We start from the raw sequence: 25,089 nt of genomic DNA, 5'->3' as shown, positions 1-25,089 counted from the left end.
TTGAAATAGAGGGGACTTGTTACAAAGGTGTGTGTATATTTTGAAAGAATTATGTCGATTATCTGAAAATATCCTATTTTTACTATAAAGCGATATCCTTTTTGAGTTTTTCATATTTTGGTACACTATATAAGTAATGTAAATGAGAGAAAAGAGGGTTTTTTACTATGAAGTCATTAGAAGAGATTTTACAATACAATGAAAAATTTGTTGAAGAGAAAAGATACGAAGAGTATGAAACGGGAAAATTCCCGAATAAAAAAATGGTAATTATCTCTTGTATGGATACTCGTCTTGTTGAATTATTACCAAAAGCAATGAATATGCGTAACGGTGATGTGAAAATTATTAAAGTAGCAGGAGCTGTTATCTCACATCCATTCGGAAGTATTATGCGTAGTATTTTAGTTGCTGTATATGAACTTGGTGCTGATGAAGTTTGTGTAGTTGGTCACCACGATTGCGGTATGGCAAAAATTCAGGCAAGCAGTACAATTGAGAAGATGAAAGAGCGCGGTATAACAAATGAGAAATTAGATACACTTCGTTATTCTGGAATCGATTTAGAAAGATTCCTACAAGGGTTCTCTAGTGTAGAAGAAAGTGTAGAACATAGTGTATCAATACTTCGCAACCATCCATTACTTCCAGAAGAAGTACCTGTTCACGGTCTTGTTATAGATCCTGATACAGGAAAATTAGATTTAGTTGTGAATGGTTACGACAATTAAGAATTTACTTTGTCATCCTTTTTATCTGGGACAGGATCAAATCCTCCCGGGTGGAAAGGGTGACATTTTAATATACGCTTACAAGTAAGCCAAAAACCTTTGAGTGCACCATGTTTTTGAAACGCCTCTAATCCGTAATGAGAACAAGTTGGATAAAAGCGGCATGTTGGTGGTGTCATCGGAGAAATGAACTTTTGATAAAAGCGTATAATCCCAATAAAAATCTGTTTCATAATGGTCTCCTTTTCAGCATACTCTTAAAGTATTATAGCACGACTGTACATAATACTTTACTAATGTGCATTTCCGTTATATCATATTGGATATAACGGAATTAAATTAAAAGCGGGAGAGATGTTGTATGCCATCAGTAGAAAGCTTTGAATTAGATCATACGATTGTAAAGGCACCTTATGTAAGACATTGCGGAGTTCACAATGTAGGTAGTGACGGTATTGTAAATAAATTTGATATTCGTTTCTGCCAACCGAATAAACAAGCAATGAAACCAGATGTTATTCATACGTTAGAGCATTTATTAGCATTTAATTTACGTAAATATATTGATCGTTATCCGCATTTTGATATTATCGATATTTCACCGATGGGCTGCCAAACAGGATATTATCTTGTAGTGAGCGGAACACCGACAGTTCGAGAAATCATTGATTTATTAGAACTAACATTAAAAGATGCGGTTCAAATTACAGAAATTCCGGCTGCAAATGAAACGCAATGTGGTCAAGCGAAGCTTCATGACTTAGAAGGAGCACAACGCTTAATGAACTTCTGGTTAAGCCAAGATAAAGATGAACTTGAGAAAGTGTTTGGATAAAGAAAAACTGCCTGTTAAAGGGCAGTTTTTTATTTTATTAAGAGCGAACATGTTCTTTTTTTATGAAAGTATACTAGACACTCCAACATATAAAACAAAGGCAGAACAGAGAAAATAAACAAATGCTTTCGTTTTTTGCTGCTTCTTTATTTCATCGATTCCAAAAAGGATACACATAATACTTAAAAGGATAAACACGTAAGGTAAAAGAATAGTGAAGTTTGCAAAGAAGCTAAATAGGGCGAGAGAAAGAGCGATAGTGGCGATTATAATTTGAATGTTTTTTAACATGGAATCCCCCTTAAGTAGAAAGAAATAGTTACTGAGAGAAAATAATTATAAATGCTAAATTGGTCAAAATTTCATTCTACATATAACGAAAGTAGTTTGATATTAAAAAGAAGAATATGAGACTGGAAACGAAAAAATACGGGATACTCATTGATTTTCGTCCGGATTTCAATTCATTAATTCCTAGAAGAATAAAGAAACAACTGAGAATAAATTGTACGTATGGGAGAAGTGAAAAATTATCGGTAACATGGATATAAGTGCTTAGAATGAGTAAGAGAAGCATGAGAAATGCTAAAAAACTCCGTAATATAGTTAGAGTTAGCATTGTATAGCCTCCTTTAGACCATTTATCGGAATATTTCTGTGAAACCAATAAATAAAGCAGCGGCTCCTGCTAGTAGAGCGAGCACACTACCTCCTGTTTGCCTTTTTAATATTTCCTCTAAACTTATGGTGAGGGCCATAACTCCTAAAGAGATAAACATATACGGCATTATTTCTCTATTACTAGTAAAAAATCCATAGATTGCTATAGATAAAGCAATAAGTGATAAAGTAATCCGTACTCCTTTTAGCATGCATGTACCTCCTTTTATTTGATATAGCTAATGATGAGAACAATCCAAATGAAAGCACCGGAAATAATACAAATAAGCCCAGTTGCTGCCTCCTTTTTCTTTATTTGTTCAAATGCGATGAGAAACATTAAAGCCCCTAATAGAAATTGTGAAAGAGGTAGAAAATTATTTTGACCTGTATATAATCCAATTGCCGACATAACGAACACAGTGAGTGCTACTATGATGCGGAGTATACGAAGCATATTAGGAATTCTCCTTATTCTTTTTTGTATAAGGATTATCTTCTAGTTTATCGACGTAATGTTTATAAGCATAGCCTTTATTAATTGTCATGATGGAGAGTACGAGGATGATTAGGACGATGATAATACCGATAATTAATATTTTGAACATAAAACCCCTCCTTTTCTTTATTTTACATAATTTTGTAATTGATGAAAACAATAGAAAATAAAAGGATGAAAGAAGGGTGTTACATGGAAACGAAAAAAACATATTATATATCAATAGGAAATGGTCAAATTTCACAAGTGAAGACGGCGGATACGTATAATTTTGAAATTTATGCAAATGATGAGGAAATTACGGAATTAAGAGAGCACTTCGATCAAGCATATGTAGAAGATTTAGGTTCATTTGTACGCTCCCACGTTCCATTTGTTGAGTATCATCACGATTCAAATAATGACCGATATGATGAACAACTACAAAAAGCATATAAAATGATTTACGATTTAGGAAATCATGAGACGAAAGAATTAGTCGCGCAAATGGGAATAATCAATGGATTGTAATTGGATAATATTATGCAGAAAAGCGAGAATATGCTACAATTTGTGGTAGGAAAAACTTGTAACCATCAATAGGGGAGTAATGGCATGTACAAATTTAAAGATTATTACCACAACACTGTACAATTATCGTTTGAACGTTATCCATTTTCTCCTGAGCCAAAGCATGTTTGGGTTGTATGCCGGTACGGGGATCAATGGTTATTAACACATCATTTACGTCGTGGTCTTGAATTTCCAGGTGGTAAAGTAGAACTAGGGGAAACACCGGAAGAAGCGGCAGTTCGAGAGGTTCATGAAGAAACTGGCGGCATAGTTTCTGATTTAACTTACTTAGGACAATATAAAGTATCTGGAAAAGACAAAATAATCATTAAAAACATTTATTTTGCAACAATTAGTGCGGTAGAAGAACATACGCATTACGAAGAAACGAAAGGGTCTGTTTTATTAAAAGACATTCCTGACAACATTAAAACGAACAGAAAATTTAGCTTTATAATGCGCGATGACGTATTAGCGCGTACGATGAAACATATAGAAGAAATCGGCTGTTTTACGAAGTAAAGTAGCCGGTTTCTTTTTTTGTATGTAATAATAAATGTAAATATATCTTTATGTTATTTTTGGGTATATTATACAATTTTGCGAAGATATACTTACATTTTAGGAGGGGGAAGATGGATAAAAGAAAAGAAACGACTGTTACTGTTTCGATGGTTAAATTAAACTTTTCTTTATTTTTTATAATAATTGCTTTGTCGTTTGGAATAGGTTATTTGCATATATTTCTTTCAGGTGGGGTCCAAGTTGAAGTTACATTATTAACGATGTTTCTGTTTATTATTGCAATGATTGTTCTCGTCTGTATTCATGAAGCGATACATTTAATAGGATTTCGCTATATCGGAGGTATTCCGTGGAGTGAACTAAAATGGGGCGTTAATTGGAAATTAGGTGTTGCATATGCTCATTCTAAACAGGCGGTTACAGTAAAGCAAATGAAGAAAGTGTTAATGCTTCCGTTTTTACCAACTGGAATTTTGCCAATTGTATTGGGATTAGCTATGAATCTGGAGCCACTCTCATTTTTAGGAATTCTACTAACAGCAGGTTGTATCGGTGACATTGCCTTATATCAAAAAGTTTCAAAGTTTCCAGATGATGCGCTAGTAAAAGATCATCCGAGTAAACCACAGTTTACAGTATATGAATAAAGAAAGAGGAGGCGTTTTTGAGCAACGGCCTCCTCTTATTATGGTCACTTTTTGTTGGTAAATCGCTGATATAATTTATTTGCTATTATTGTATTTTTATCTCTACCTCTAAAAATGAAAGAACCTCTAATAAATCATCTACGATACGTGAATGCTTAAAATCACCCCAAAATGAATCTTTTTTCCAAACACCAAGAATCCCTACTTGTTCAGAACCAAGCACATCGTTTTCTGGATGATCTCCAACATAAAGACATTCTTCTGCCTTAACATCTAGTCTTTGCAAAGCACGTTCGAAAATTTCAGGGTGAGGTTTTTTAATTCCTTCAGTTTCTGAAACGAGAATGGTGTTTGTATACGTATGTATATGTAGTGCTCGAAGGTTGCTCATCTGAAATTCAGTAAAACCATTTGTGATAATACCAATTTTAATGTTTCGCTGTTTTAACTGTTGAAGTAGTTCATGCGTGTTTTTGAAAGAAATACAATGATGTTGGAAGTTTGTAATATAGTCGTGTAGCAGTTGCTCTTGCGTTAAAGTAGTAATGTTGTATTCGGAAAGGAGAGTAGCATACACTTTACCCTTCCACGTATAGCCATTATTATCAAGTTCAAGAAATCGAGAACAATACTCGGATTTTTCTATGCCCATCAAATGTGAGGCGAAGCGATTATATTGGTCACAAATAAATTGTTCTAAAGATTGGCGCCGATCTAATAGTGTGCCATCTAAGTCGAATAAGATTGCACGAATCATGGGAAACCTCCTTGCAGTTTTTATAATTAATTATCGCATAATCACAAAAAAATGATTATGATATTTTGTAGAATGGAATAATGGGGGATTGTATGAAGAAACTGTATGGCAAGTTAATGTGTTGTATGATAGCAAGCAGTTTAGTTGCAGGATGCGATAGTGCTATTGAGGTTACGAAAGAAAAAGAAATTTGTAAAACAGAAGAAGAGTGCACGCAAATAGGAGATAAAACATTACAAAAAGTATATAAAAAGATAGAGGGACTTTCAGAACTTGAAAAAGTAGAGGATTATGACATAGAAGAGTATGAAAGTATGAATATGAAAGAGGCGGAACAGAAAAAAGAAGAGGATGACAATTATTTCTTTTTAGCTTCTTATTATATCGATGATGATGAAATTGTAGATCCTTATTTTGAGAAATTGGATCGTAAGAGATTGAATAAAGCTTTTGCAGATGACGAAGTAGCAAAAGATGATTTGTTAAGCCAGCGGCAAGATAGAGAGTATCATGAAACTTTATGGGACATGTATCGCACTCTCATTCCAGTGAAATATCGTGAGAATATAACAGGGTTTGATCTAATAACGGATGGTTATGATGGCGTTGTTGCTCATGTCATGCCAAGTATGGATGACCCGAGAGATTGGTTGCTTAGTTTAGACGTGCTCGATTCTGGGGTGAATATAGATGAAGTGATGAAAACATTAATTCATGAAACGGCTCACGTATTAACGATTGGGCATAAACAAGTACCAGTGGATAGGAAATATTTAGAGGCGTTTGATGAAGAGAAAGACATTTCATCATATCGAAATAAATGTAAAACGGTGTTCTTGAAAAATGGATGTGCGAGAAAAACTTCGTATATTAACCAATTTTATAATGAATTTTGGAAACCAATTGAACAAGAGTGGACAGAAAAGCAAGTAGAAGAAAGTGAAGAGGCACAAATTAAATTTTATAAAGAAAAGCATGATGAGTTTGTATCGCTGTATGGAACAACAAATGTAACGGAAGATATCGCAGATACATTTACAGCGTTCATTTTACAAGATTCAAAAAAAGTGAAAGAAGGAACAGAGTTAAAATATAAGAAAATTGCTTTCTTCCATCAGTTCCCTGAGCTTGTAAAAATGAGAGCGGAAGTGCTGTCAGGATTATATGATGTTTCGAAAACGATAGAACAACAAAGTGGAGACTAATGTGAGTTATGCGTTCGATATAGTTTCGTTAAAGTAAAGCGTGAAGAATTTTTAATTCTTTACGTTTTTTCATGTTGATAAAATTGAAAATTCTGTATTTTTATCGAAAAGAAGAAGGAACTGGCGGTATAAAATAGAATTAGTATAAAAATGTCACAATTTAGACACAATTATAATGCGCGTGTTGTAGGGACTATAAGTTTACTCTCGAGGAGGTAATGAAACGTATGAAAACGATTCTTGCTGTTGCTGGTCTCATTTGGGTAATGTCTCACGGTTTTCCGATTTTTGAAGGGGAGCAAATTCGTAGTGCTTTGAATGAAAAGTTTAATGATTATCATGTGATAGATCGAAAAGATAATGTCGTTACAGTACGTGTGAAAGACTGTTTTCATACAGTTACGGTTGCGGATGGAAACATTACAAATGAAACGAAAATGTGTGATAAAAGGTAAAAGAAAGAAGCTGACTATAGCGCACTGTTTTGAGTCAGCTTCTTTTTCTTTTTCCAATTAGAATTTTTTCAAATGCCTCGACAAATACATACATAAGAGTTGCAAGAACACATGTGAGTAGTACGCTAAGTAAGACGAGTGTGAAGTTAAAGACTTGGAATCCGTAGCTAATTAAGTAGCCAAGTCCTTGTTTGGAAACGAGAAGTTCTCCGAAAATAACACCGACCCAGGATAAACCAACGTTTACTTTTAACGTTGAGATAATTGCTGGAAAGGATGCAGGGAGAACGACTTGCTTATAACATTGCCATTTATTTGCGCCAAATGTGTCCATCACTTTTATATAGTTAGAATCGACTTCTTGAAACGCACTGTAAATAACGAGAATGGTAATGATGATGGAAATGATTACTCCCATTGCGATAGAAGATGAAATGTTTGGACCGAAAATAACGATGATGATTGGACCGAGTGCAACTTTTGGCATTGCATTTAGGACGACGAGATAAGGATCAAGTACGCGGGCTAGAAGTGGCATCCACCAAAGAAACGTTGCAATAATAGCACCAAGTACTGTTCCGAGAATGAAGCCTACTCCCGTTTCCAGCAATGTCGTCCATATGTGGACCCAAAGTGAACCGTCGATCCATTTCGTTAAGAAGAGATCCCAAATACTTGAAGGAGAGCTAAAGAGTAAAGGATCAATCCATTCTCTTTTGCTAGATATTTCCCATAGTGCAAAGAAAAGAATAAGTAGTAAAAGTTGTAGAGAGCGAGCAATCCAAGCACGCCTACGTTCTTTCTTTCGAAACTGTTCATGTAGTTGTTTTATATTATCCAAGTCGTTCCAGCTCCTTCCATATATCTTGAAAGAGGGCTGGGAAATCGTAGTGATGGCGTGCTTCTAACGGTGATAAAGAACGGATACTTTCCGGGACGATAAAGGTTTTTGCGATTTTTCCAGGATTCGCTTGCAGTAAATAAATACGATCACTCATCGCGATCGCTTCTTCAATATCGTGAGTAACAAGTAGTGATGTTTTCTTATATTTATTTAGCAAGTTGAAAACGAGTTCTTCTAGTTTTAATTTCGTTTGATAATCGAGTGCGGAGAATGGTTCATCTAGTAATAAAATTTTTGGATCAGTCGCTAATGTTCGAACGAGAGCGGCACGTTGACGCATACCGCCGGATAGTTCACGAGGATATTGTCCTTCTACCCCATGTAGACCGACTTGTTTTAAAAGATTTAAAGTATGTTCTTTCATCTGTTCATCATAAATCTTTCGAATATGAAGTCCAAGCATAATATTTTCTTCAATCGTTTTCCAAGGGAATAAGTAATCTTGTTGCAACATATATCCCATAGATGAAGTTTTCGTTGTAATCGGTTCACCATCTAAAAAGACGATACCGTCAATTGGATCAAGTAGCCCAGCAATGATTGAGAGGAGTGTTGTTTTACCACAACCACTTGGACCGAGTATAGAAATAAATTCGCCTTCTTCCACTTGTAAGCTCATATCTTCGAGAATAAGTTTGGCATTCTCTTTTGCAAAAAAGCAGTGAGAAACGTTACGTATTTGTAAAAAACTCATACACTTCGCCTCTATTTCTTAATAACGCTTTCGGCAATTTTTGTATTGACGAGCGCTTCATGTGGAACTTCTTTTTGTAATTCGCCAGCGTCTTTCATAATAGTTTGGAGCTGTTTCCATTCTTCCGCATCTAGTAGTGGATTTGTCGCATAAGAATGCTGTTTTTTATACCGTTCAATTACTTGTATTGTTATGTCTTTTGAAGTGTCTTTAAATAGCGGAGAAACAGCATCAGCAATCTCTTCTGGGCTATGTGTATCAACCCATTGCTGTGCTTTATAGAGCGCACGTGTGAACTTTTCAGCAGCAGCTTTATCTTTCTTTAAGAAACTTTCTTTTGCCATGAACGTTGTATAAGGAACAGTACCAGATTCATTTCCGAATGAAGCGACGATATAACCTTTACCTTCTTTCTCAAGTATACTTGCAGTCGGTTCAAAGAGCTGCACAAACTCTCCAGTACCAGATGCAAAGGCATTTGCAATATTAGCAAACTCAATATTTTGAATTAAGTTTGTATCTTTATGAGGATCAATGCCATTTTTCTTTAAAACGTATTCCCCAACCATTTGCGGCATGCCGCCTTTACGCTGTCCTAAAAATGTAACACCTTTTACGTCATTCCAATTAAAAGAGTCTAGTTTTTTACGTGAAACTAAAAATGTCCCATCTGTTTGTGTAAGCTGTGCAAAGTTAATGATAGGGTCTTTCGCTCCTTGTTGATGAACGTAAATAGAAGTTTCAGAACCGACGAGAGCAATATCAATTCCGCCAGATAATAGGGCGGTCATCGTTTTATCGCCACCGGCTGTTGTTTGTAGGTCAATATCTAGTCCTTCATCTTTAAAAAATCCTTTTTCAATCCCGACATATAACGGGGCGTAGAAGAGAGAATGGGTAACTTCGCCGACACGAATGTTTTGAGTTTGTTCTTTCGTACCTTCTTTTTTATTACTACAAGCAGCAAAAGTAAAAACAGCTAGTAACATGATGCAAAAAATCGCGATTAATTTTTTCACTATATAACACCTCCTAGAAGTCACTCTACAAGCATGATATGTAGGTAAGTGCCTATATGTGAGTGTAGATAGCAGGAATTTTTTGGATGGTAAAGAAGTACAAATATAAGGGGTGATAAAATGGAGTACGAATACGATGATAGCGTACATTTACATCTTGATTATTTTGGGACAGAATGCGACATGGAATCGATTGCTTATAAGAGGAAGAATGAAGACGTATGGGATGTGTATTTTAATTTTGGAGTATACGGTATTCAGAAAGACGATGTAGAGTTAGGGAGGTTTATGGACGAATATGCTGGTCATTACGTTTTTTCTGTACATGCTCGCGATCTTAGCTGGGAATTTGGAAGTGCCCAGTTTGAAGAGTGGGTTTTGAAAAATCGGATAGTAGAAAAAACGCTACAAAAATAGGAGGAATTTTGTGATTGGATTTCTCATCTTATTATTTATTTTTGTGGCCGGATTTTTTATCATGCAAATGCTTATTTACCGATTTGCCAAGAAAAACATTCATAAATATATGAAAATAAAATGGTTTCATATGTGGCTACATATGAATATGAAAAAAGGTCCGAGATTAGATTTTTTTGATTTTGTAGTTATAGTACTCGTATGTATCGTATGGAAAATATGGCTGCTTCCTTTTATATAATACACATGCTAATCATTTTCTCTTTTATCATAAAATAACGAAAAGAACCTGTCTTGTGGCAGGTTCTTTTCGTTATAGTAATAGTTGTTAAAAATGAGCAACGCCTTTTTATTAATTTTTTCGTATTTTTATGTGAAATCTTTAATAGCATTAAGGATTTCTAAAAAGTAGTTATTATATCATAAAGTGGAATGCTGAAATTAAGCTTTTCAAGAATGAGTAATTTGTATGCCACAATTTAACTATTGATTAAGGAAGTATTAAGGAAATATATTTATAGTAGAAGCAAGTTTGCAGACGAAATATAGGATATATGTTATTTTAATAAAAATAGTTTTTTTGATGCGGGGTGAAATTAATACATAGAAAAGAGGGAATGAATTGAAGTATGGTTCTACACTTTTTCATCTTCCGAAAAGAAGTATATTAATTTCTAGCATTATAAGTAGTATGGTGACTTTATTAGTAATAACTATGCTGTTTATGATTTTAAAGGTTTTTAATTTAGACATGATGAAAGATCATTTAAATCAAAAGCTTGTTTTAAGTGTTATGATGATTTTCATATGGGGCATAACATTTTATATTACGCATTTCAATAAAAAAGAGATGTCTATACCTAGGGTATCCCTGCGAGTGCATTTTATATTATTTTTGCTAGCTCATGCAGTAGCATTATTTTATATTGTAATGCAAGTTAATATGAGTTTCATAGAGACAATGAATTGGATTTACATTTATAATATGCAGTTTATATTAAGTTTTGTAGTAATTTATGCAATATATATTCTTGTATATAATTTAATAGGTAAGGTTTTTCTAAGTATGGTTTTATCTAGCTGTACGTTAGTCATTTTAGGTATTGTGAATTATTTGAAGCTTATTTTCAGAGGGGATCCGTTATATCCTTCTGATTTCACACAAATTACGCATATGCAATCTGTTATACCGATGGTGATGGACTATTTTAGCTGGAGTTATATTTTAATCATTATTGTAAGTATCGTAGCTTGTATTGTAGCAGGGATATATATGAGAAGGTATATTCAAAATGTAAAGATTCATCTAGGAATAAGAGCCTTATTAGTAGTAGGATCTATTTTTGTTCTATATGCGTACGGTAATTTTGCGAATACATTTATGAATAAAGTATTTAAAAAATCAGGTGTAGATTTTGTTTTGTGGAATCAAAATGAGAACTATGCTTCAAATGGTTTTGTACTGGGGTTTATTAGCAATTTAGATACAACAGTTATGGAAAAACCAAAAAATTATTCTAAAGAAAATATGCTTCAAATAGCAAACGATATAAAAAAACAATATAGTGGAAATATAGGGAACGAAAAGAAAAAAGAGAAACCGAATATTATTTTTGTAATGAGTGAATCGTTTTGGGATCCGACGAAAGTAACCAACCTTTCTTTTAGTGAAGATCCTGTACCAAATTTACATCATTATATAGAAAACTTTCCTGGTGGACAAACTATTTCTCCTACATTTGGGGGAAATACGGCGAACGTTGAATTTGAGGCATTAACGAGTTATTCAATGAGTTTGTTAAAGCCAGGTTCTATACCATATCAGCAGGTTATTACAAATAAGAAAGAAATTCCATCAATCCCGACGGCTTTGAAAAAAGAAGGCTATTACACAAGTGCAATTCATTCATTTGGACGCACATTCTTTAAACGTGATGATGTATATAAGGTGTTAGGATTTGATAAGTTTAATGCAGAGGACACGATGGAAAATGTGGATATTGATGGAGATTATATTAGTGATTTAGCGATGAGTGAAGAGATAATTGCTGAGTTAGAGAAACAAAAACAACCTACATTTATTCATGCAGTTACGATGCAAAATCATTTTCCATTTACAGAGGGCCGATTTGGTGAAAATCTAATAGAAATTAGCGGGCTAGAAAATGAAGAATCAAAGGGAGAATTAGAGACGTATACAGAAGGGTTAAGACGTTCAGATGAGGCTCTTCAATATTTAATAGAGCAACTAGATAATTTAGATAGACCTACATTATTAGTATTCTTTGGAGATCACCTTCCATCATTAGGAACAAATAAATCTTTTTATAAAGAAAATGGGTATATAACGAATGAAAAAACACCGAGTGAACGTTTAGCAATGGCGCAAACGCCGCTATTAATGTATGCAAACTTTGATATGCCAAATGATAATTTAGGTTTAGTAAGCCCAATTCATTTTTCTAATCTTATTTTTGATTATGCAGGGTTAAATAAATCCTCATTTTATCAATTTTTATCGGGACTTTACAAGGAAATACCAGTGCTTAGAGATGAATTAAAAGTTGATAAAAATGGGGAAGTAATCAATGATTTAACAAAGAAACAAAAAGAAATGTTAGAGCAATATAAAATGCTTCAATATGATTTACTCGTTGGAAATCAATATAGCAAAGAAATCCTCTTTTAATAAAAGAAACAAAAAGAACTTGTATAACGATACAAGTTCTTTTTTCATAGTATTTAACGGGGTAACCAGACAAGCTGGGTTTAGGGAGTATTACTTGTACATTTAGTATATATGAAAATGTAATCGTTTTATTTGTATATTTGTGAGAAATGTGTGAATTTTATGTTTTGTAAAAAATCGATTATGTTAACTTTCAATCTTGTATTGCAGTTGTTATGCATGTAAAAATTTTATCAGTTCTTTATTTAATTCATCCGCTTGATCGATTGGTGAACCATGGCCACTATTTGTAAGAGCATGTAACTGAGAATTTTTAATTCGTTGTTGCGTAAGCTCAGCACTTTTGTAAGGAATTAGTTGGTCGTGAACGCCGTGGAAGATTTTTGTTGGGACGTTAATTTTATTTAAATCTTTCGTTACATCTTCATTTGCAGCTGCTTGTAAAATTTTGATAAGGGCATAAGAAGCGGACTGCATACCGAGATAAGAAAACCATTCAAGGGTTGCAGCTCCTAAGTTTCTATTGAAAAAGGATAAAGATACATCATTTAAAAATTTTGGTAAATTAGCATACATTTGATTAATGAGAGCATCTGCTTGTTCTTTCGGTACACCGTAAGGGGACTCTTGATTTTTAACGAAAGAGGGGGAGACAGCGTCAATTAATGCGAGCTTAGAAATGCGGCGCCCATTATAGCGAGACATATAGCGAATAGAAAGAGCACCACCAACTGAGAAACCGACTAATGTAGCGTTCTCTACTTGGAGTGCTTCTAGAACAATTGCGATATCATCGGCTAATCGATCATACGTGTAACCAGTCCATGGCTTATCAGATTGCCCATTCCCTCGTATATCCATGGCGATACAGCGAAAGCCATGCTCTGGTAAAACATTGAGTTGATATTGATACATTTGATGATTTAAAGGCCATCCGTGAACGAAGAAAACAGTCTTACTACCTGGACTAGGATTAACGTCTTGCACAAAAATATGCACATCTTTCTCGACAGTAACAAACATAAATGTCCCCCTATTTTATGAATATGCTCTATCCCAAAAGCGTTGTTTTGTCATAGCTTTAATAAATTCATTTGCTAGTCGCGTAGGGTCTTGTTCTATTAAAACACCAGGCTTTCCTTCTATATTTAAAGATTGAATAATAGAAGAGCCGTTTTGGAAGGAGCCAATCGGCTTAAAGTGATTATATGATTCTACGACAAAGGAACTTGCTTTGTTAAGAAAATGATCATCCATCTTTCCGCCGATAAGAAGTAATCCATCATAAAGGAGTGGTGAGCCTGTTAAGAAAGTATCATTTACTTCCCAATGTCCATTTGACGTCCCCTGCACTATGCCTAATCGTTCGGAAACGATCACTGGTTGAAGACCTACTTGTTTGAACTGATTTATTATATATTGTGCGCTTGGCCCATCATATCCATTTGCAACAATGACACCTACTCGTAATGTATTAGGACTAAAGGTCGTATTTGCCATACTGAGTGCTGGAGATGATTTTGTAACGTTGGATTCTTGCACATTTGGGACTTTTGCTCCGAGAGCTTCTGCAACTAAAGTAGCCAATTCTGTACTAATATGTCCAATCATATCAACGACTTGTTGGCGGACAGATTTACTTTTGACTTTTCCTAATTCAAAGGAGAAAGCTTGTATAATATGGATTTTTTCGACGTGACTCATACTATTCCAAAATAAACGAGCTTGAGAGAAGTGGTCTTTGAAGCTAGCAGCAGTTTCCCTTGTTTTATGACCAGATACAGTAGAAGGATATGTAACGACCCCCCCCTTTGTCCCAGGTACAGTATAAGGAGAATTATTTGCTAAGGAATTGTTATGGTAGGCAACGTTTCCTTTGTCGATTATATATTTAGATGCACCATCTCTTTGATTGTTATGAAATGGGCATATTGGACGGTTAATCGGTAGTTCTTGATAATTTGTACCAACGCGTGCTAATTGTGTGTCTGTATAAGAAAAGAGTCTACCTTGTAAGAGAGGGTCATTGGTAAAGTCAATACCACGAATGATACTTCCAGGGTGTAGTGCCACTTGTTCAGTTTCAGCGAATACATTATCTACATTGCGATTTAAGGTCATTTTCCCAATGATTTTAACGGGAAAATCTTCTTCAGGCCAAATTTTCGTTGCATCTAATATATCGAAGCCGTATTTAAATTCGTCCTCTTCTTCTAAAATTTGAATGCCAAGTTCGTACTCAGGATAGTTTCCAGCATTAATATTTTCCCACAAATCACGGCGATGGTAATCTGGATCAGCACCACCTAGTTTTTGTGCTTCATCCCAAATTAACGAATGAACGCCGAGCTTTGGCTTCCAGTGGAATTTCACGAATCGTGACTTTCCATTTTTATTAACGAAACGAAATGTATGAACGCCAAATCCTTGCATCATTCGAAAGCTTCTTGGAATTGTACGATCGGACATAATCCACATCATCATTGCAGCTGATTCTTGATTATTGGCGATGAAGTCCCAAAAAGTATCATGTGCTGTTTGTCCCTGTGGAATTTCATTATGCGGCTCTGGTTTAAGGGCGTGAATAAGATCAGGGAATTTAATGCCATCTTGAATAAAGAAAATGGGAATATTGTTTCCTACTAAATCAAAATTTCCTTCTTCTGTATAAAATTTAACGGCGAATCCTCTTACATCTCGATTCGTTTCATTTGCTCCTTTTGATCCAGCTACTTCAGAGAAACGAATGAAAAGCGGTGTTTTTTTTGAAGGGTCTTGTAGAAAATGGGCCATTGTTAGCTCTTCTAAAGATTCATATAACTCAAAAATGCCATGTGCTCCGTATCCTCGTGCGTGAACGACTCGTTCTGGAATTCGTTCACGGTCAAAGTGAGAAAGTTTTTCTCGCATAAGGAAATCTTCTAGAAGGGTAGGGCCACGATCTCCAGCTGTTAAAGAGTTTTCATCATTTGAAATTTTAACACCTGTATTTGTTGTCATCTCCTTTCCTTCATTTTCACGCGTGAAAGATTGGAGTTGTTCTATCTTTTTATTTTTTTTGCCGTCCATAAAAACACCTCCCATAATATACGTATTATTGTTTATGGTTTTTATGCTTGTATATAGCATGAAGATGTTGCATCGTTGGGATGATTTTCCTCAAATGTGCGATTTATCTTTGTTTGTCTATGAAAATCATTTATTATAATAAATGGTATTCTTCGAGATATTATTTTGAAGGGGTGTTGAAGTGAAAGAAAGTTTTCTATCATATAAAGAAGAAGAAAGGAATGCAAAAATCCTTTTATGGGTGTTATATGTTATTGTTATTGTATATCAAATTTTCTATGCAATTGTATTAGACAATAAATCAATAATGGATAAGGGATACAACATAGTATGGCAAGTTATTTGCGGAGTAGCAATACTGTGCGTGAATATATATTTAATGAAAAAAGAGAAGGCAAACCTTGTTAAATATGCATGGATATTTGCATACATAGGGATAGAAATCGCTAATATATTTTCGTATATTTTTTATAATAAGGCGGCGTTTGATGCGACAAATATAATAGAAATTATTCTCATTTTCTTTGTACCCATATTTTTAAATAAAAAATTTTATGTAATCTTACTTTCTTCTATTGTAGGAAAATATTTAATTTATTTATTTGTATTAGAGGAAATAAAAGCATTTATGTTCCTTATTATGTGTACACTTATGTTAATAGCTGCATATATCATTTTAAACCGATTTTTACAATATCTTTCAGCTGTAAAGGAAAGTATTGCGATTGCTAGTGAATCACAAAAATTAGCAGTAATCGGAAAAATGGCAGCGACGGTTGGACATGAAATTAAAAATCCACTCGCTTCATTAAAAGGATTTACGCAATTACAAAGAGAGAAGCATGAAGAGGATCCTGTTTATAAACGTATGATCTTTGAAATAGAAAATATGAATAATATGATAAGTGAGTTGATGGAAGTTGCTACATGCAAGCCTTCTATTTATAAGAAACATGATCTGGGAAAAATTGTATTGCAAGCAACAACAACTCTTCGCGAAAAAATGAATGAATTAAATGTGCAGCTTATTTCTAATGTGGGAGAACAAACAATAGAAGTTGAATGTGATGAACGAAGAATAAGAGGAGTCTTTCTATATACGATAAAAAATGCTTTAGAAGCAATGGAGCAAGGTGGCATATTACATTTACGGTTAGAAAATAAAGGGAAAGAGTATGTGATGATCAGCTTAATTGATAATGGTCATGGTATTAAGCAAGAAAACTTAACCCGTGTTACAGAGGCCTTTTATACAACGAAACAAGATAAAATTGGTCTGGGTCTTACAGTAGCGAATCGAATTGTCGCCGAGCACCTTGGTGAGTTACATATTTCAAGTGAAAGAAATACTGGAACGAGAATAGACATTATTCTGCCAAGGAAGTGTGGAAATACTGAAATTCAAGTGGAAGAAAAGCTAGGAGTTACCATATGAATAAAGGCTATATATTTAAAAATGAAGAAATAAAGGCGTTGAAAGTATTTTTAAGTTTATTTTTTATTATATTTTTTGTGTATGATCTTGCCTATGAATTTATCGTACCTTTAATCGCGGGAGAGCAAGAAGGCGTAGGAAAGTTTGAAGATGGTTTAGGTTTATGGCTTTACTTTTTGATGGTAGTATTGTTTTGCATTGGAATATACTTTATGAAATGGAAGAATGTTTTTGCGGTAAAGTATATTATTCTAATTGGCTATAATGTATTAGATTGTATCCACAACATTATGATTTATTATGGTAGCGATGCGGAATTTGACGGTGGAAATATAGTAGAAGTATTTTTTATTTTGTTTGCACCAATCTTTGTGAATAAAAGATATTTCTGGTTAGTTCCAGCGATACTTGTCGGGAAGTACGCTTTTACAGGAATCATTATTCAATCTTCTCTCGTTTTAATCCCAATGGCATTATATAGTGTATTTACTATTATATGTTGGATTATATTTTTGAGGGTTCAGTCTTACGTTCGTACGCTTGAGATGATGGACAAAGAAATAAAACAAACAGAAAAACTAGCAGCTGTTGGAAAGATGGCAACGGTTATTGGTTATAAGATTAGAAGACCTTTAGCAAACTTAAAAAAACTTGTGAATAAACAAGCAGACAAGCATCCAGAGGATAAAATTTATAGTGATATTATGAAACAAGAAGTAGATCGGATTCATATAATTGCTACAGAACTTAGTGGATTTGAGAAATCTAAATCACTAGAATCAGAAACTCATAACATACAAGAAATTATCTCTTATGTTATTCGAGTTATGGAAAAGCCTGCTTTAAAACAAGGAGTCCACATACAAGGTATTTACAGTAAAGACTTACCATCAATTACATGTGATGAAAAACGATTAAAACAGGTCTTTTTTAATTTAATTAAAAATGCAATTGAAGCAATGTCAGTTGGCGGAACAATTACGATTAAAGTTACTGTAAAAGAAGGAATCATCGTTCAAGTGAAAGATGAGGGATGCGGCATTCCGAAAGATAAAATTCCAAAGTTAAACGAAGCCTTTTATACAACGAAAGAAACAGGAACTGGTCTAGGTTTAGTAGTTACAGAAAAAATTATTAAAGATCACAACGGTAAAATGAGTTTTGAAAGTGAAGTTGGGGTTGGAACGACGGTTGAGGTTATGTTACCACTGCATTAACTACAAAAAACATCACTTATTTGGAAGTGATGTTTTTTTATTTTATCCCGCTATTTGCCGGGCAGCCCGATTGGTGAGGGCTGATTAAAGTTTCACTTTATCTATAAAGAATGTATGATGTGTTTTTAATATCAAAATGTTTTTTGAAAGTTTTCATTATGGATTTTCCGGGGGGAATTTAGACTATAAAAATTAATTATTTTTTTCTAAAAAAACTATTTTCTTTTTTGGGTTTTAATGGTATATTCAAAACACGATAAATAAATTCCTATATTTGGCACACTATTCGAAAGGATAGGTCGCAAAGCTAAGAGTCTAAAGTAATGAAAATTACTATGATAGTCTGGTTGCAGTTTGGATTTTCACACATAGTTGTATGTATGAAAATCGAAGAGGCAACTGGACTTTTTGTTTTCTTAAAAAAAAATAAATGGGCACACTGTTCGAAAGAATAGGTCGCAAAGCTAAGAGTCTAAGGTAATGAAAATTACTATGATAGTCTGGTTGCAGTTTGGATTTTCACACATAGTTGTGTGTATGAAAATCGAAGAGGCAACTGGACTTTTTGTTGTCTCAAAAAAAATAAATAGGCACACTGTTCGAAAGGATAGGTCGCAAAGCTAAGAGTCTAAGGTAATGAAAATTACTATGATAGTCTGGTTGCAGTTTGGATTTTCACACATGTTGTGATATATGAAAATCGAAAAGGCAACCAGGCTTTTTATTTTTTCAGAATACACATTATGATTGTAAATTTAGTCGATTAATACATTTAATGTTCGGAATATTCGGTGCATAAAAAGCGAGGGAGGGAAGTACATTGCAAAATCAAATAGGGAAATTTGGGCGTATACTTCTCGCTGGAGGAATATTATTTACACAAGTTGGTGTGCTAGACTACTCTGCAACGAAAGTTTATGCGGTTACAAATGACGAGCAAGGACGTTTTATCGTTCATATGGATAAACAAGAAATAAAAGTTGATGAAAATGTAGTATTAAAGATTACAAATACAAATAAACAAGATGCTAATATCGAGCTGAAATTATCTAATGAGCAGCTCTTTAATGAAGAAGAAACGAAAAAAATGAATGAAAATAATAAAGCGATTCAAAACATTTCAGTAACAGAAGATCACATTGTAAAAATTGAAAAGAATGAACAAAGTAATTTTATCGGTGACGTATATGTAGTCATTCAAATGAAAAAAGCTGGAGAGTACAAATTTGAACCGATAGTGAAGTTTGAAGGGAATGAAAAGAAAATTGAATCTCCTTCTCTACATGTTGTAGAGAAAAAAGAGGCTTTAAATGTAGCTATTTCTGATGAAAATCCAAAGGCTTCAGAGGAAGTTGTGAAAAAAGAAAAAAATGAAAAAGTAAAAGTATTGGAAGAAAATAAAAAACAAGAAATAAAGCCTACTAATGCTGAAGTTCCAAAAGAAACGAATACTTTAGAGAAAGAAAAGGTTAATGAAGAACTCGTATCAAAGGAAAATGAATTAAAAGAGAGCAATAAGGTAAACGAAAATAATCAGGAATTACCTGCTATTCAAGCTGAGAAGGTATTAAAGAGCCAATCTCTACTAGCTGCTAGTCCTGTTACAAGTATTCTTAGATATCCAAATGTAAAGGTAATAAATAATAGAACAGGTGAAGGGCCTTCTATCCCGGGTAAATATGCTTTTAGATTTGTTTGGAGCCCACAAGTAACATATGAGGTAAAGGGTAGTAGCAATGACAGAACTGGTCAAAGTCAATATACATTTAGAAATTCAAATAGAGAACAGTACGTATTAGTAAAAAAAGCTGGTGAATATCAAGGGAAATGGATTGATGTCCGTATTAATATTCACTCTATGACAGCTTCATCTGTAGATGTTAAAACACCAATAACTAAAGGTGATGCAAAAAACTTTTTACAATTATATGGGAACGGAAGGTCAGGACAAACTTATAATGCTTCCTTTGAATTTTATGAACACGGAACAAGTAAAAAAGTACCATTAACGGCAATGTGGAATTTCAAAAGGATAAATAGTTATAAAAATGTAACGTTACGTAATGATGGTAGTCATTTAACGAATTTATACGTGTATGATACGAGTTCAATTAGGTATCAAGACAAAGGGAATAATAAAATAGAGTTTTCTGGAACAGCAGGCCCAGTAGCTACTCCAGAAGCAGATATGACAATTACATTTGATAATTTAACAGAATTACCGCTAGAAGTTAGATTAAATGCTTCAGGTGTTAATGTATCATACGACCAATTAGCGATTGCACAAATTGAAATTCCAGCTCCAAGTGTAATAGGAGATATCGTGGAAGATAATTCCCGTCAACTTTCTTATAAGGTATATCAAAATATGCCTGCTCAATCGAAAGATATTCACTATGCGAAATCTTTTGTATTAGAAAGTGAAGTGAATAAGGATTTTACTGTGAATGATGTTTCCATTCAAGATGTGGAAAGTGGAGATGATGTAAGTAGCTTCTTTGATATTAGCAGGAAAAACAATAAGGTCACTGCGGTTGCGAAAGCAAATGCGCTAAAAACAGAAGAATTCAACGGGAAAATTTACGAGATGACAATTACAGGTTCTCCTGTAAAAGGTGCTGATGTAATGAAATATTATAAAGATGGTTATCTTGAAATACCGGTGTCAGCTAAAAACTATTTAGATGACGATAAGAATGGGCAAGATAGTAATCGAGATGGAATCGCAAAAATAAGGTATAAAGGTATTCCGACTGGGAAACCAGTCCCACAAAAAGTAGTGCAAGGAACAGATTTAACAAAAATGGATATTTCTAAATTTGTGACAGATTTATCTGTAGATACGAATTTGGATGTAGATAAACCAATATCAGTAATGAAGTTAATCAATATTCCGGATACAAAAACAATAGGGAATCATACTGTAACGGTTGTAATTGAAACGAAGCAAGGTGTACAAGCGGAGATTCAAGTACCGGTTACTGTCGTTGATGGGACTTTAAAGTTAGTAGACGTACCAAAAGAAATTACCTTTGGAGATGTAACAATTCCATCGAAAACAACGACATACACACCGAAGGCGATTTCAAATTCTTTAAAGGTAACCGATAATCGTGTTAAAAAGCAAAAATGGAGTGTATATGTAAAGGAAATTACACCATTAACTTCAGCGCAAAATGACACATTGACGGGAGCATTGATTTACAAACGAAATGGAAAGGATACACCTTTAAGTAATTCTAGTATAGAAGCATTCTCGTATACTTCTAAAAACGACGAGGAGGTTTCATTAAATTGGAAGGAAAACGAGGGAATTCATTTACAAGTAAAACCAGGGCCGAATGTCAAAGCAAATACAAAATATGCTGGACAGCTAGAATGGACATTAACCGATGCTCCTCTCTAAAAATATATGAAATATATAAATTTTAGAAAGGAGAGAGTAATGAAAAAAATAGTTGGTATTATCGTTTCCACAGTTATATGTGTGCCGTTTCTTATGGCAAATGTAGTAACGGCTACAAGTACGAATTCAAAAGCGGGTATTACATTTTCGAATAGCTATACACCAAATACATCAACTGATCTGACAAAGATAAATACAAAAAAAGAGACAGTTGATAAAAATAAAAATGGAGATAAATATTTACCGAAAACAGGAGGCCAGACACGGGACTTCAAACAATATATAGGATTGTTTTCGATTGTTTTATCTCTATATGTATTCAAAAGAATTAGGGGAAAGCAAGTGTATTCAAAATAAAAAATAGATGAAAACAGAGAAAAGGGGAAGGTACATATGAAACTAGCAAAATTAGCATTAATCGGTGCAGTATCATTAACATCAGTTGCAGCAGTAGGAACTTCAGCATTTGCGGAAGAGAAAGCAAATATGAAATCAAAAACCGATGTAACGTTTATTGAAGATACAAGCACAACAGATCCAAACAATCCAGAAAATCCAAATGAAAAAGTTACACCAGAGAACCCTGATGACCATGAAAAAGGAACAAAAGGTCCATTAAGTATTAACTACGTTTCTAACTTACACTTCGGCGAGCAAGTTATCTCTGGTAATGATCAAACGTACTTTGCAAAATTGGATAAAGTGAAACAAGGGAGCAAAACAGTTGAAGTACCTAACTTCGTATCTGTAACAGATAACCGTGGTACAAATGCAGGATGGAAATTGAAAGTAAAGCAAAATGCACAATTTAAAAGTGGTAATAGTGAGTTAACAAATGCAGCTTTAAGCTTAAGTAACCCAGCTGTAAATTCTGTAACTGATGCACAATATGCACCTACAACATTTAAAAATAAAGTAACGCTAGCTCCAGGTGGAGATGCGGTGGAAATTACTACTGCCGCAAAGAATAAAGGTATGGGTGATTGGACGACTGCATTTGGTAAAGGAACAGAACAAGGTAAACAGAGTGTGAGCTTATTCGTACCAGGTACGACGGCGAAAGAAAAAGGTGCGAAATATTCAGCTGAGTTAACTTGGACTTTAGAAGATACACCAAACTAAGCTTATACAAGATTGAAAATTAAGAATGACTGAATTTTAAAAAATGATTATAAAGGGGTATAAAACTATGAAACTAGCAAAAATAGCATTAATTGGAGCGGTAACATTATCATCAGTATCAGTAGGGACGTCTGCATTTGCAGCTGAGAAAGATGGCGGGAAATTAGACTCAAAAGCATTTATTAAATTCGAGAAAAATACAGATAAAATTGATGTTGTTAATCCAGAGAATCCAGATGAAACTGTAGATCCAGTTGATCCAGATAAAAAAGGTACAGATGGTCCACTAAGTATTGATTATGTATCTAACTTCAACTTTAAAACACAAAAAGCATCAGGGAATAACGAAATCTACTTTGCAGAATTAGATAAAGTAAAGAAAAAAGTAGACGGTTCTGTAATTGACGTGCCGAACTACGTTCAAGTAACAGATAATCGTGGTACAAATGCTGGATGGCATTTAACAGTAAAACAAAATGGTCAATTCAAAACTGCAGATGATAAAGCGTTGGATGGTGCAGCATTAACATTAAAAAATTCAGCTTTGAAATCAAACGCAGGTAGCGACGCACCAACAGCAGAACAATCTATCACATTAAATCCAAGTGGTGCAGCATCTGATTTAATCGATGCAAAAGAAAACCAAGGTATGGGTACATGGGTAAATACGTTTGGTAAAGATGCAACAGAAGCGAAACAAAGCGTAGAGTTATCTGTACCAGGTAAAACGAAAAAAGAACAAACACAATACACAACTTCACTAACTTGGGAACTAACAGACGCTCCTATGTAAGTAAGAGGAATTTTAAGATAAAAGAGGAAAATGAGAAGAGATAAGGGAATGGCTTTAACCTTATCTCTTTCTTGTCTATAAAATGGATATGAAGGGGACTACATAAGAGATGGTAAAAAAACTATTTACTAGCTTACTATTAATTACATTCTTCATGGTAAACGCTTTTTCAGTATATGCGGCTGAAATGAAATTCGCTGTGACAGCAGTTATACCAGAAAATCAAATTGATAAAAATCAAACGTATTTTGATTTGAAAATGCAACCTGGACAAAAGCAAACAATTCAAGTCCAAATGAAAAATGATACGAATAAAGAAGTTGTGGTAGAATCGTTTGCTAATACAGCAATTACGAATAGCAATGGTATTACAGATTATAGTACAGTAGAACCAAAAACGGATTCTACTTTGAAATATCCGTTTTCTAAAATTGCTAAAATGCCAAAAGAAACGAAAGTCCCAGCTAACAGCATAGTGACAGTTGATATAAACTTGGAAATGCCAAGTGAGTCGTTTGATGGTGTTATTTTAGGTGGTTTATACTTTAAAGAAAAAGAAGATGAGAATGCAAAGAAAAAAGATGAAGGTGTGCAAATTGAAAATAAATATGCATACGCAATTGGCGTTGTTTTAAAAGAGACGGATGCTGAAGTAAAACCAGACATGAAATTAAACGAAGTAAAGCCAACACAAATTAACGGGCGTAACGTTGTTACTGCAAATTTACAAAACGTAAAGCCAGCAATGTTAAAAAATTTAAGTGTTGATGCAAAGGTATATAAAGAAAAAGGTACAGACGTTTTATTTGAAGCGAAAAAAGAAAATTTAAGAATGGCGCCAAACTCAAACTTTGATTACGCTATTAGCTGGGAAAACAAAGCGTTTGATCCAGGAATGTACCGAGTAGAAGTGAAAGCCACTGATGGCGATCAAAAGTGGGAATGGACGAAGAAATTTACAATTGAAGGAAAGACAGCCGATAAGTTAAATGATACAGCGGTAGAAGCGAAAAAAGACTACACGCTATATTACATTATCGGCGGAGTACTACTGGTAATTATATTATTAGTTCTTGTGTTCTTCTTAGGTAGACGTTCTAAAAAAGAGGACGATAACGAAAAATAATATATTGATAGTGTAAAAAGAAAATAATGGATGTTTTACTACGAAAAATATATAATGGCTTTGTCTGTTATTTGTTGTAGTTCATTTATATTTCTATTTGTTGACCCGAATCTCGGGTCTTTTTTTATGAAATGAATTGCTATATATCAGTAATGAGAAAAACAGAATATACAGCACTTGCAGCATGAATATAAAGAGGGGTTGTATACTCTCTCAAAAATAGGTTTCCAGCTGTAATACTGTTAGCACCAGTAAATTCGGTGCTAACAGTAGGTTCGTTTTCTGGCACAACGAAAGCATTTACGTTGGTACATGTACTTTCTCATTTATCT

The 25,089-nt window shown here is 34.1% G+C and carries 28 protein-coding genes and 3 riboswitches; of the genes, 17 read left to right on the top strand and 11 right to left on the bottom strand.

Features of this window, described 5'->3' with window-relative positions:
* Nucleotides 1-167 precede the first annotated feature (167 nt).
* Complete coding sequence (locus DOS87_RS26200) at nucleotides 168-731, top strand: beta-class carbonic anhydrase (protein WP_000838173.1); 564 nt, start codon at nucleotides 168-170, stop codon at nucleotides 729-731.
* On the opposite strand, the gene yidD is transcribed toward DOS87_RS26200, so the two are convergent.
* Nucleotides 728-964, bottom strand: a complete 237-nt coding sequence (gene yidD / locus DOS87_RS26195; protein ID WP_000809334.1) for a membrane protein insertion efficiency factor YidD — start codon at nucleotides 962-964, stop codon at nucleotides 728-730. The genes DOS87_RS26200 and yidD overlap by 4 nt on opposite strands.
* Nucleotides 965-1,092: 128 nt before the next feature.
* Between yidD and luxS the strand changes: the two genes are divergently transcribed.
* The gene (luxS, locus tag DOS87_RS26190) at nucleotides 1,093-1,566 is read left to right on the top strand and encodes an S-ribosylhomocysteine lyase LuxS (protein WP_001141371.1); all 474 of its coding nucleotides are present in this window, start codon (nucleotides 1,093-1,095) and stop codon (nucleotides 1,564-1,566) included.
* Nucleotides 1,567-1,626: 60 nt separating this feature from the next.
* Here the strand turns inward: luxS and DOS87_RS26185 are convergent, their stop codons facing one another.
* The 4 genes from DOS87_RS26185 to ytzI all read right to left on the bottom strand — a co-directional run bounded on the left by DOS87_RS26185 (nucleotide 1,627) and on the right by ytzI (nucleotide 2,834).
* Entirely contained in the window at nucleotides 1,627-1,857 is a 231-nt protein-coding gene (locus tag DOS87_RS26185) for a YczI family protein (protein ID WP_048565086.1), read from the bottom strand.
* A 350-nt stretch (nucleotides 1,858-2,207) separates the two neighbouring features.
* Nucleotides 2,208-2,438, bottom strand: coding sequence for a DUF3953 domain-containing protein (locus DOS87_RS26180; protein ID WP_000912059.1), 231 nt, complete (start codon nucleotides 2,436-2,438; stop codon nucleotides 2,208-2,210).
* A 14-nt stretch (nucleotides 2,439-2,452) separates the two neighbouring features.
* Nucleotides 2,453-2,683, bottom strand: coding sequence for a DUF3953 domain-containing protein (locus DOS87_RS26175; RefSeq protein WP_000944452.1), 231 nt, complete (start codon nucleotides 2,681-2,683; stop codon nucleotides 2,453-2,455).
* A gap of 1 nt (nucleotide 2,684) precedes the next feature.
* On the bottom strand, nucleotides 2,685-2,834 hold the full coding sequence (gene ytzI, locus DOS87_RS26170) for a YtzI protein (RefSeq protein ID WP_000472793.1): 150 nt from the start codon (nucleotides 2,832-2,834) through the stop codon (nucleotides 2,685-2,687).
* Between the two features lie 83 nt (nucleotides 2,835-2,917).
* Between ytzI and DOS87_RS26165 the strand changes: the two genes are divergently transcribed.
* From DOS87_RS26165 to DOS87_RS26155, 3 genes are all read left to right on the top strand, one after another.
* Nucleotides 2,918-3,235, top strand: a complete 318-nt coding sequence (locus DOS87_RS26165) for a hypothetical protein (RefSeq protein ID WP_000448411.1) — start codon at nucleotides 2,918-2,920, stop codon at nucleotides 3,233-3,235.
* An 84-nt stretch (nucleotides 3,236-3,319) separates the two neighbouring features.
* On the top strand, nucleotides 3,320-3,799 hold the full coding sequence (gene mutTA, locus DOS87_RS26160; protein ID WP_000276385.1) for an antimutator 8-oxo-(dGTP/GTP)ase: 480 nt from the start codon (nucleotides 3,320-3,322) through the stop codon (nucleotides 3,797-3,799).
* 113 nt (nucleotides 3,800-3,912) lie between these two features.
* Entirely contained in the window at nucleotides 3,913-4,449 is a 537-nt protein-coding gene (locus tag DOS87_RS26155; protein ID WP_000361285.1) for a DUF3267 domain-containing protein, read from the top strand.
* A gap of 85 nt (nucleotides 4,450-4,534) precedes the next feature.
* Here DOS87_RS26155 and DOS87_RS26150 read toward each other — a convergent pair whose 3' ends face one another.
* A complete protein-coding gene (locus DOS87_RS26150; protein ID WP_000617247.1) occupies nucleotides 4,535-5,206 on the bottom strand; it encodes an HAD family hydrolase in 672 nt (223 codons plus the stop codon).
* Between the two features lie 92 nt (nucleotides 5,207-5,298).
* Between DOS87_RS26150 and DOS87_RS26145 the strand changes: the two genes are divergently transcribed.
* Together DOS87_RS26145 and DOS87_RS26140 are read left to right on the top strand one after the other, a co-directional pair.
* Nucleotides 5,299-6,411, top strand: a complete 1,113-nt coding sequence (locus DOS87_RS26145; protein ID WP_000737816.1) for a hypothetical protein — start codon at nucleotides 5,299-5,301, stop codon at nucleotides 6,409-6,411.
* Between the two features lie 227 nt (nucleotides 6,412-6,638).
* Nucleotides 6,639-6,866, top strand: coding sequence for a hypothetical protein (locus DOS87_RS26140; RefSeq protein WP_000849112.1), 228 nt, complete (start codon nucleotides 6,639-6,641; stop codon nucleotides 6,864-6,866).
* A gap of 34 nt (nucleotides 6,867-6,900) precedes the next feature.
* Here DOS87_RS26140 and DOS87_RS26135 read toward each other — a convergent pair whose 3' ends face one another.
* From DOS87_RS26135 to DOS87_RS26125, 3 genes are read right to left on the bottom strand one after another with little or no spacing between them, the layout of a single operon-like run.
* Nucleotides 6,901-7,707, bottom strand: a complete 807-nt coding sequence (locus DOS87_RS26135; RefSeq protein WP_000368777.1) for an ABC transporter permease — start codon at nucleotides 7,705-7,707, stop codon at nucleotides 6,901-6,903.
* On the bottom strand, nucleotides 7,700-8,464 hold the full coding sequence (locus DOS87_RS26130; RefSeq protein ID WP_000009025.1) for an ABC transporter ATP-binding protein: 765 nt from the start codon (nucleotides 8,462-8,464) through the stop codon (nucleotides 7,700-7,702). The genes DOS87_RS26135 and DOS87_RS26130 overlap by 8 nt, the downstream gene beginning before the upstream one ends.
* Before the next feature lie 11 nt (nucleotides 8,465-8,475).
* Nucleotides 8,476-9,483, bottom strand: coding sequence for an ABC transporter substrate-binding protein (locus DOS87_RS26125; protein ID WP_000733138.1), 1,008 nt, complete (start codon nucleotides 9,481-9,483; stop codon nucleotides 8,476-8,478).
* Between the two features lie 120 nt (nucleotides 9,484-9,603).
* Here DOS87_RS26125 and DOS87_RS26120 point away from each other — a divergent pair, with 120 nt between their 5' ends.
* The 3 genes from DOS87_RS26120 (at nucleotide 9,604) to DOS87_RS26110 (ending at nucleotide 12,589) form a co-directional block, all read left to right on the top strand.
* Nucleotides 9,604-9,900, top strand: coding sequence for a DUF3986 family protein (locus DOS87_RS26120; RefSeq protein ID WP_000455579.1), 297 nt, complete (start codon nucleotides 9,604-9,606; stop codon nucleotides 9,898-9,900).
* Nucleotides 9,901-9,910: 10 nt separating this feature from the next.
* A complete protein-coding gene (locus tag DOS87_RS26115) occupies nucleotides 9,911-10,141 on the top strand; it encodes a hypothetical protein (RefSeq protein WP_000578979.1) in 231 nt (76 codons plus the stop codon).
* 381 nt (nucleotides 10,142-10,522) lie between these two features.
* Nucleotides 10,523-12,589, top strand: coding sequence for an LTA synthase family protein (locus tag DOS87_RS26110; protein WP_000873641.1), 2,067 nt, complete (start codon nucleotides 10,523-10,525; stop codon nucleotides 12,587-12,589).
* A gap of 213 nt (nucleotides 12,590-12,802) precedes the next feature.
* On the opposite strand, the gene DOS87_RS26105 is transcribed toward DOS87_RS26110, so the two are convergent.
* A complete protein-coding gene (locus tag DOS87_RS26105) occupies nucleotides 12,803-13,612 on the bottom strand; it encodes an alpha/beta fold hydrolase (protein ID WP_208730144.1) in 810 nt (269 codons plus the stop codon).
* Nucleotides 13,613-13,627: 15 nt separating this feature from the next.
* Nucleotides 13,628-15,658 carry a catalase gene (locus DOS87_RS26100; RefSeq protein WP_079246055.1) on the bottom strand — a complete coding sequence of 677 codons (2,031 nt, stop codon included), beginning with the start codon at nucleotides 15,656-15,658 and terminating at the stop codon, nucleotides 13,628-13,630.
* 181 nt (nucleotides 15,659-15,839) lie between these two features.
* On the opposite strand from DOS87_RS26100, the gene DOS87_RS26095 reads away from it, so the two are divergent.
* The 7 genes from DOS87_RS26095 to DOS87_RS26065 all read left to right on the top strand — a co-directional run bounded on the left by DOS87_RS26095 (nucleotide 15,840) and on the right by DOS87_RS26065 (nucleotide 24,757).
* Entirely contained in the window at nucleotides 15,840-17,093 is a 1,254-nt protein-coding gene (locus DOS87_RS26095; RefSeq protein ID WP_000664883.1) for an ATP-binding protein, read from the top strand.
* Nucleotides 17,090-18,310, top strand: coding sequence for an ATP-binding protein (locus DOS87_RS26090; RefSeq protein ID WP_001032631.1), 1,221 nt, complete (start codon nucleotides 17,090-17,092; stop codon nucleotides 18,308-18,310). Before DOS87_RS26095 ends, DOS87_RS26090 begins: the two co-directional genes overlap by 4 nt.
* Before the next feature lie 266 nt (nucleotides 18,311-18,576).
* Nucleotides 18,577-18,665, top strand: a riboswitch (cyclic di-GMP riboswitch).
* Between the two features lie 68 nt (nucleotides 18,666-18,733).
* A riboswitch (cyclic di-GMP riboswitch) is annotated at nucleotides 18,734-18,822 on the top strand.
* Between the two features lie 67 nt (nucleotides 18,823-18,889).
* Nucleotides 18,890-18,978: riboswitch (cyclic di-GMP riboswitch) on the top strand.
* A gap of 152 nt (nucleotides 18,979-19,130) precedes the next feature.
* On the top strand, nucleotides 19,131-21,716 hold the full coding sequence (locus DOS87_RS26085) for a WxL domain-containing protein (protein WP_208730143.1): 2,586 nt from the start codon (nucleotides 19,131-19,133) through the stop codon (nucleotides 21,714-21,716).
* A 39-nt stretch (nucleotides 21,717-21,755) separates the two neighbouring features.
* Complete coding sequence (locus tag DOS87_RS26080; RefSeq protein ID WP_208730142.1) at nucleotides 21,756-22,073, top strand: EF2685/EF0750 family sortase-dependent surface protein; 318 nt, start codon at nucleotides 21,756-21,758, stop codon at nucleotides 22,071-22,073.
* 36 nt (nucleotides 22,074-22,109) lie between these two features.
* On the top strand, nucleotides 22,110-22,838 hold the full coding sequence (locus tag DOS87_RS26075; protein ID WP_000761529.1) for a WxL domain-containing protein: 729 nt from the start codon (nucleotides 22,110-22,112) through the stop codon (nucleotides 22,836-22,838).
* Between the two features lie 67 nt (nucleotides 22,839-22,905).
* A complete protein-coding gene (locus DOS87_RS26070; RefSeq protein ID WP_000761506.1) occupies nucleotides 22,906-23,631 on the top strand; it encodes a WxL domain-containing protein in 726 nt (241 codons plus the stop codon).
* A 109-nt stretch (nucleotides 23,632-23,740) separates the two neighbouring features.
* On the top strand, nucleotides 23,741-24,757 hold the full coding sequence (locus DOS87_RS26065; RefSeq protein WP_000239426.1) for a WxLIP family cell surface protein: 1,017 nt from the start codon (nucleotides 23,741-23,743) through the stop codon (nucleotides 24,755-24,757).
* The last annotated feature ends 332 nt before the right edge of the window (nucleotides 24,758-25,089 follow it).

It is taken from the genome of Bacillus sp. CR71, from assembly GCF_003429245.1.
GTDB classification, from domain to species: domain Bacteria; phylum Bacillota; class Bacilli; order Bacillales; family Bacillaceae_G; genus Bacillus_A; species Bacillus_A thuringiensis_S.
This window is presented reverse-complemented; position numbering and strand designations above follow the sequence as displayed.

Bases quoted from the DNA above. Each gene is read 5' to 3' on its own strand.
- DOS87_RS26200 (WP_000838173.1), top strand. From the start codon at position 168: ATGAAGTCATTAGAAGAGATTTTACAATACAATGAAAAATTTGTTGAA.
- yidD (WP_000809334.1), bottom strand. From the start codon at position 964: ATGAAACAGATTTTTATTGGGATTATACGCTTTTATCAAAAGTTCATT.
- luxS (WP_001141371.1), top strand. From the start codon at position 1,093: ATGCCATCAGTAGAAAGCTTTGAATTAGATCATACGATTGTAAAGGCA.
- DOS87_RS26185 (WP_048565086.1), bottom strand. From the start codon at position 1,857: ATGTTAAAAAACATTCAAATTATAATCGCCACTATCGCTCTTTCTCTC.
- DOS87_RS26180 (WP_000912059.1), bottom strand. From the start codon at position 2,438: ATGCTAAAAGGAGTACGGATTACTTTATCACTTATTGCTTTATCTATA.
- DOS87_RS26175 (WP_000944452.1), bottom strand. From the start codon at position 2,683: ATGCTTCGTATACTCCGCATCATAGTAGCACTCACTGTGTTCGTTATG.
- ytzI (WP_000472793.1), bottom strand. From the start codon at position 2,834: ATGTTCAAAATATTAATTATCGGTATTATCATCGTCCTAATCATCCTC.
- DOS87_RS26165 (WP_000448411.1), top strand. From the start codon at position 2,918: ATGGAAACGAAAAAAACATATTATATATCAATAGGAAATGGTCAAATT.
- mutTA (WP_000276385.1), top strand. From the start codon at position 3,320: ATGTACAAATTTAAAGATTATTACCACAACACTGTACAATTATCGTTT.
- DOS87_RS26155 (WP_000361285.1), top strand. From the start codon at position 3,913: ATGGATAAAAGAAAAGAAACGACTGTTACTGTTTCGATGGTTAAATTA.
- DOS87_RS26150 (WP_000617247.1), bottom strand. From the start codon at position 5,206: ATGATTCGTGCAATCTTATTCGACTTAGATGGCACACTATTAGATCGG.
- DOS87_RS26145 (WP_000737816.1), top strand. From the start codon at position 5,299: ATGAAGAAACTGTATGGCAAGTTAATGTGTTGTATGATAGCAAGCAGT.
- DOS87_RS26140 (WP_000849112.1), top strand. From the start codon at position 6,639: ATGAAAACGATTCTTGCTGTTGCTGGTCTCATTTGGGTAATGTCTCAC.
- DOS87_RS26130 (WP_000009025.1), bottom strand. From the start codon at position 8,464: ATGAGTTTTTTACAAATACGTAACGTTTCTCACTGCTTTTTTGCAAAA.
- DOS87_RS26120 (WP_000455579.1), top strand. From the start codon at position 9,604: ATGGAGTACGAATACGATGATAGCGTACATTTACATCTTGATTATTTT.
- DOS87_RS26105 (WP_208730144.1), bottom strand. From the start codon at position 13,612: ATGTTTGTTACTGTCGAGAAAGATGTGCATATTTTTGTGCAAGACGTT.
- DOS87_RS26100 (WP_079246055.1), bottom strand. From the start codon at position 15,658: ATGGACGGCAAAAAAAATAAAAAGATAGAACAACTCCAATCTTTCACG.
- DOS87_RS26090 (WP_001032631.1), top strand. From the start codon at position 17,090: ATGAATAAAGGCTATATATTTAAAAATGAAGAAATAAAGGCGTTGAAA.
- DOS87_RS26080 (WP_208730142.1), top strand. From the start codon at position 21,756: ATGAAAAAAATAGTTGGTATTATCGTTTCCACAGTTATATGTGTGCCG.
- DOS87_RS26075 (WP_000761529.1), top strand. From the start codon at position 22,110: ATGAAACTAGCAAAATTAGCATTAATCGGTGCAGTATCATTAACATCA.
- DOS87_RS26070 (WP_000761506.1), top strand. From the start codon at position 22,906: ATGAAACTAGCAAAAATAGCATTAATTGGAGCGGTAACATTATCATCA.
- DOS87_RS26065 (WP_000239426.1), top strand. From the start codon at position 23,741: ATGGTAAAAAAACTATTTACTAGCTTACTATTAATTACATTCTTCATG.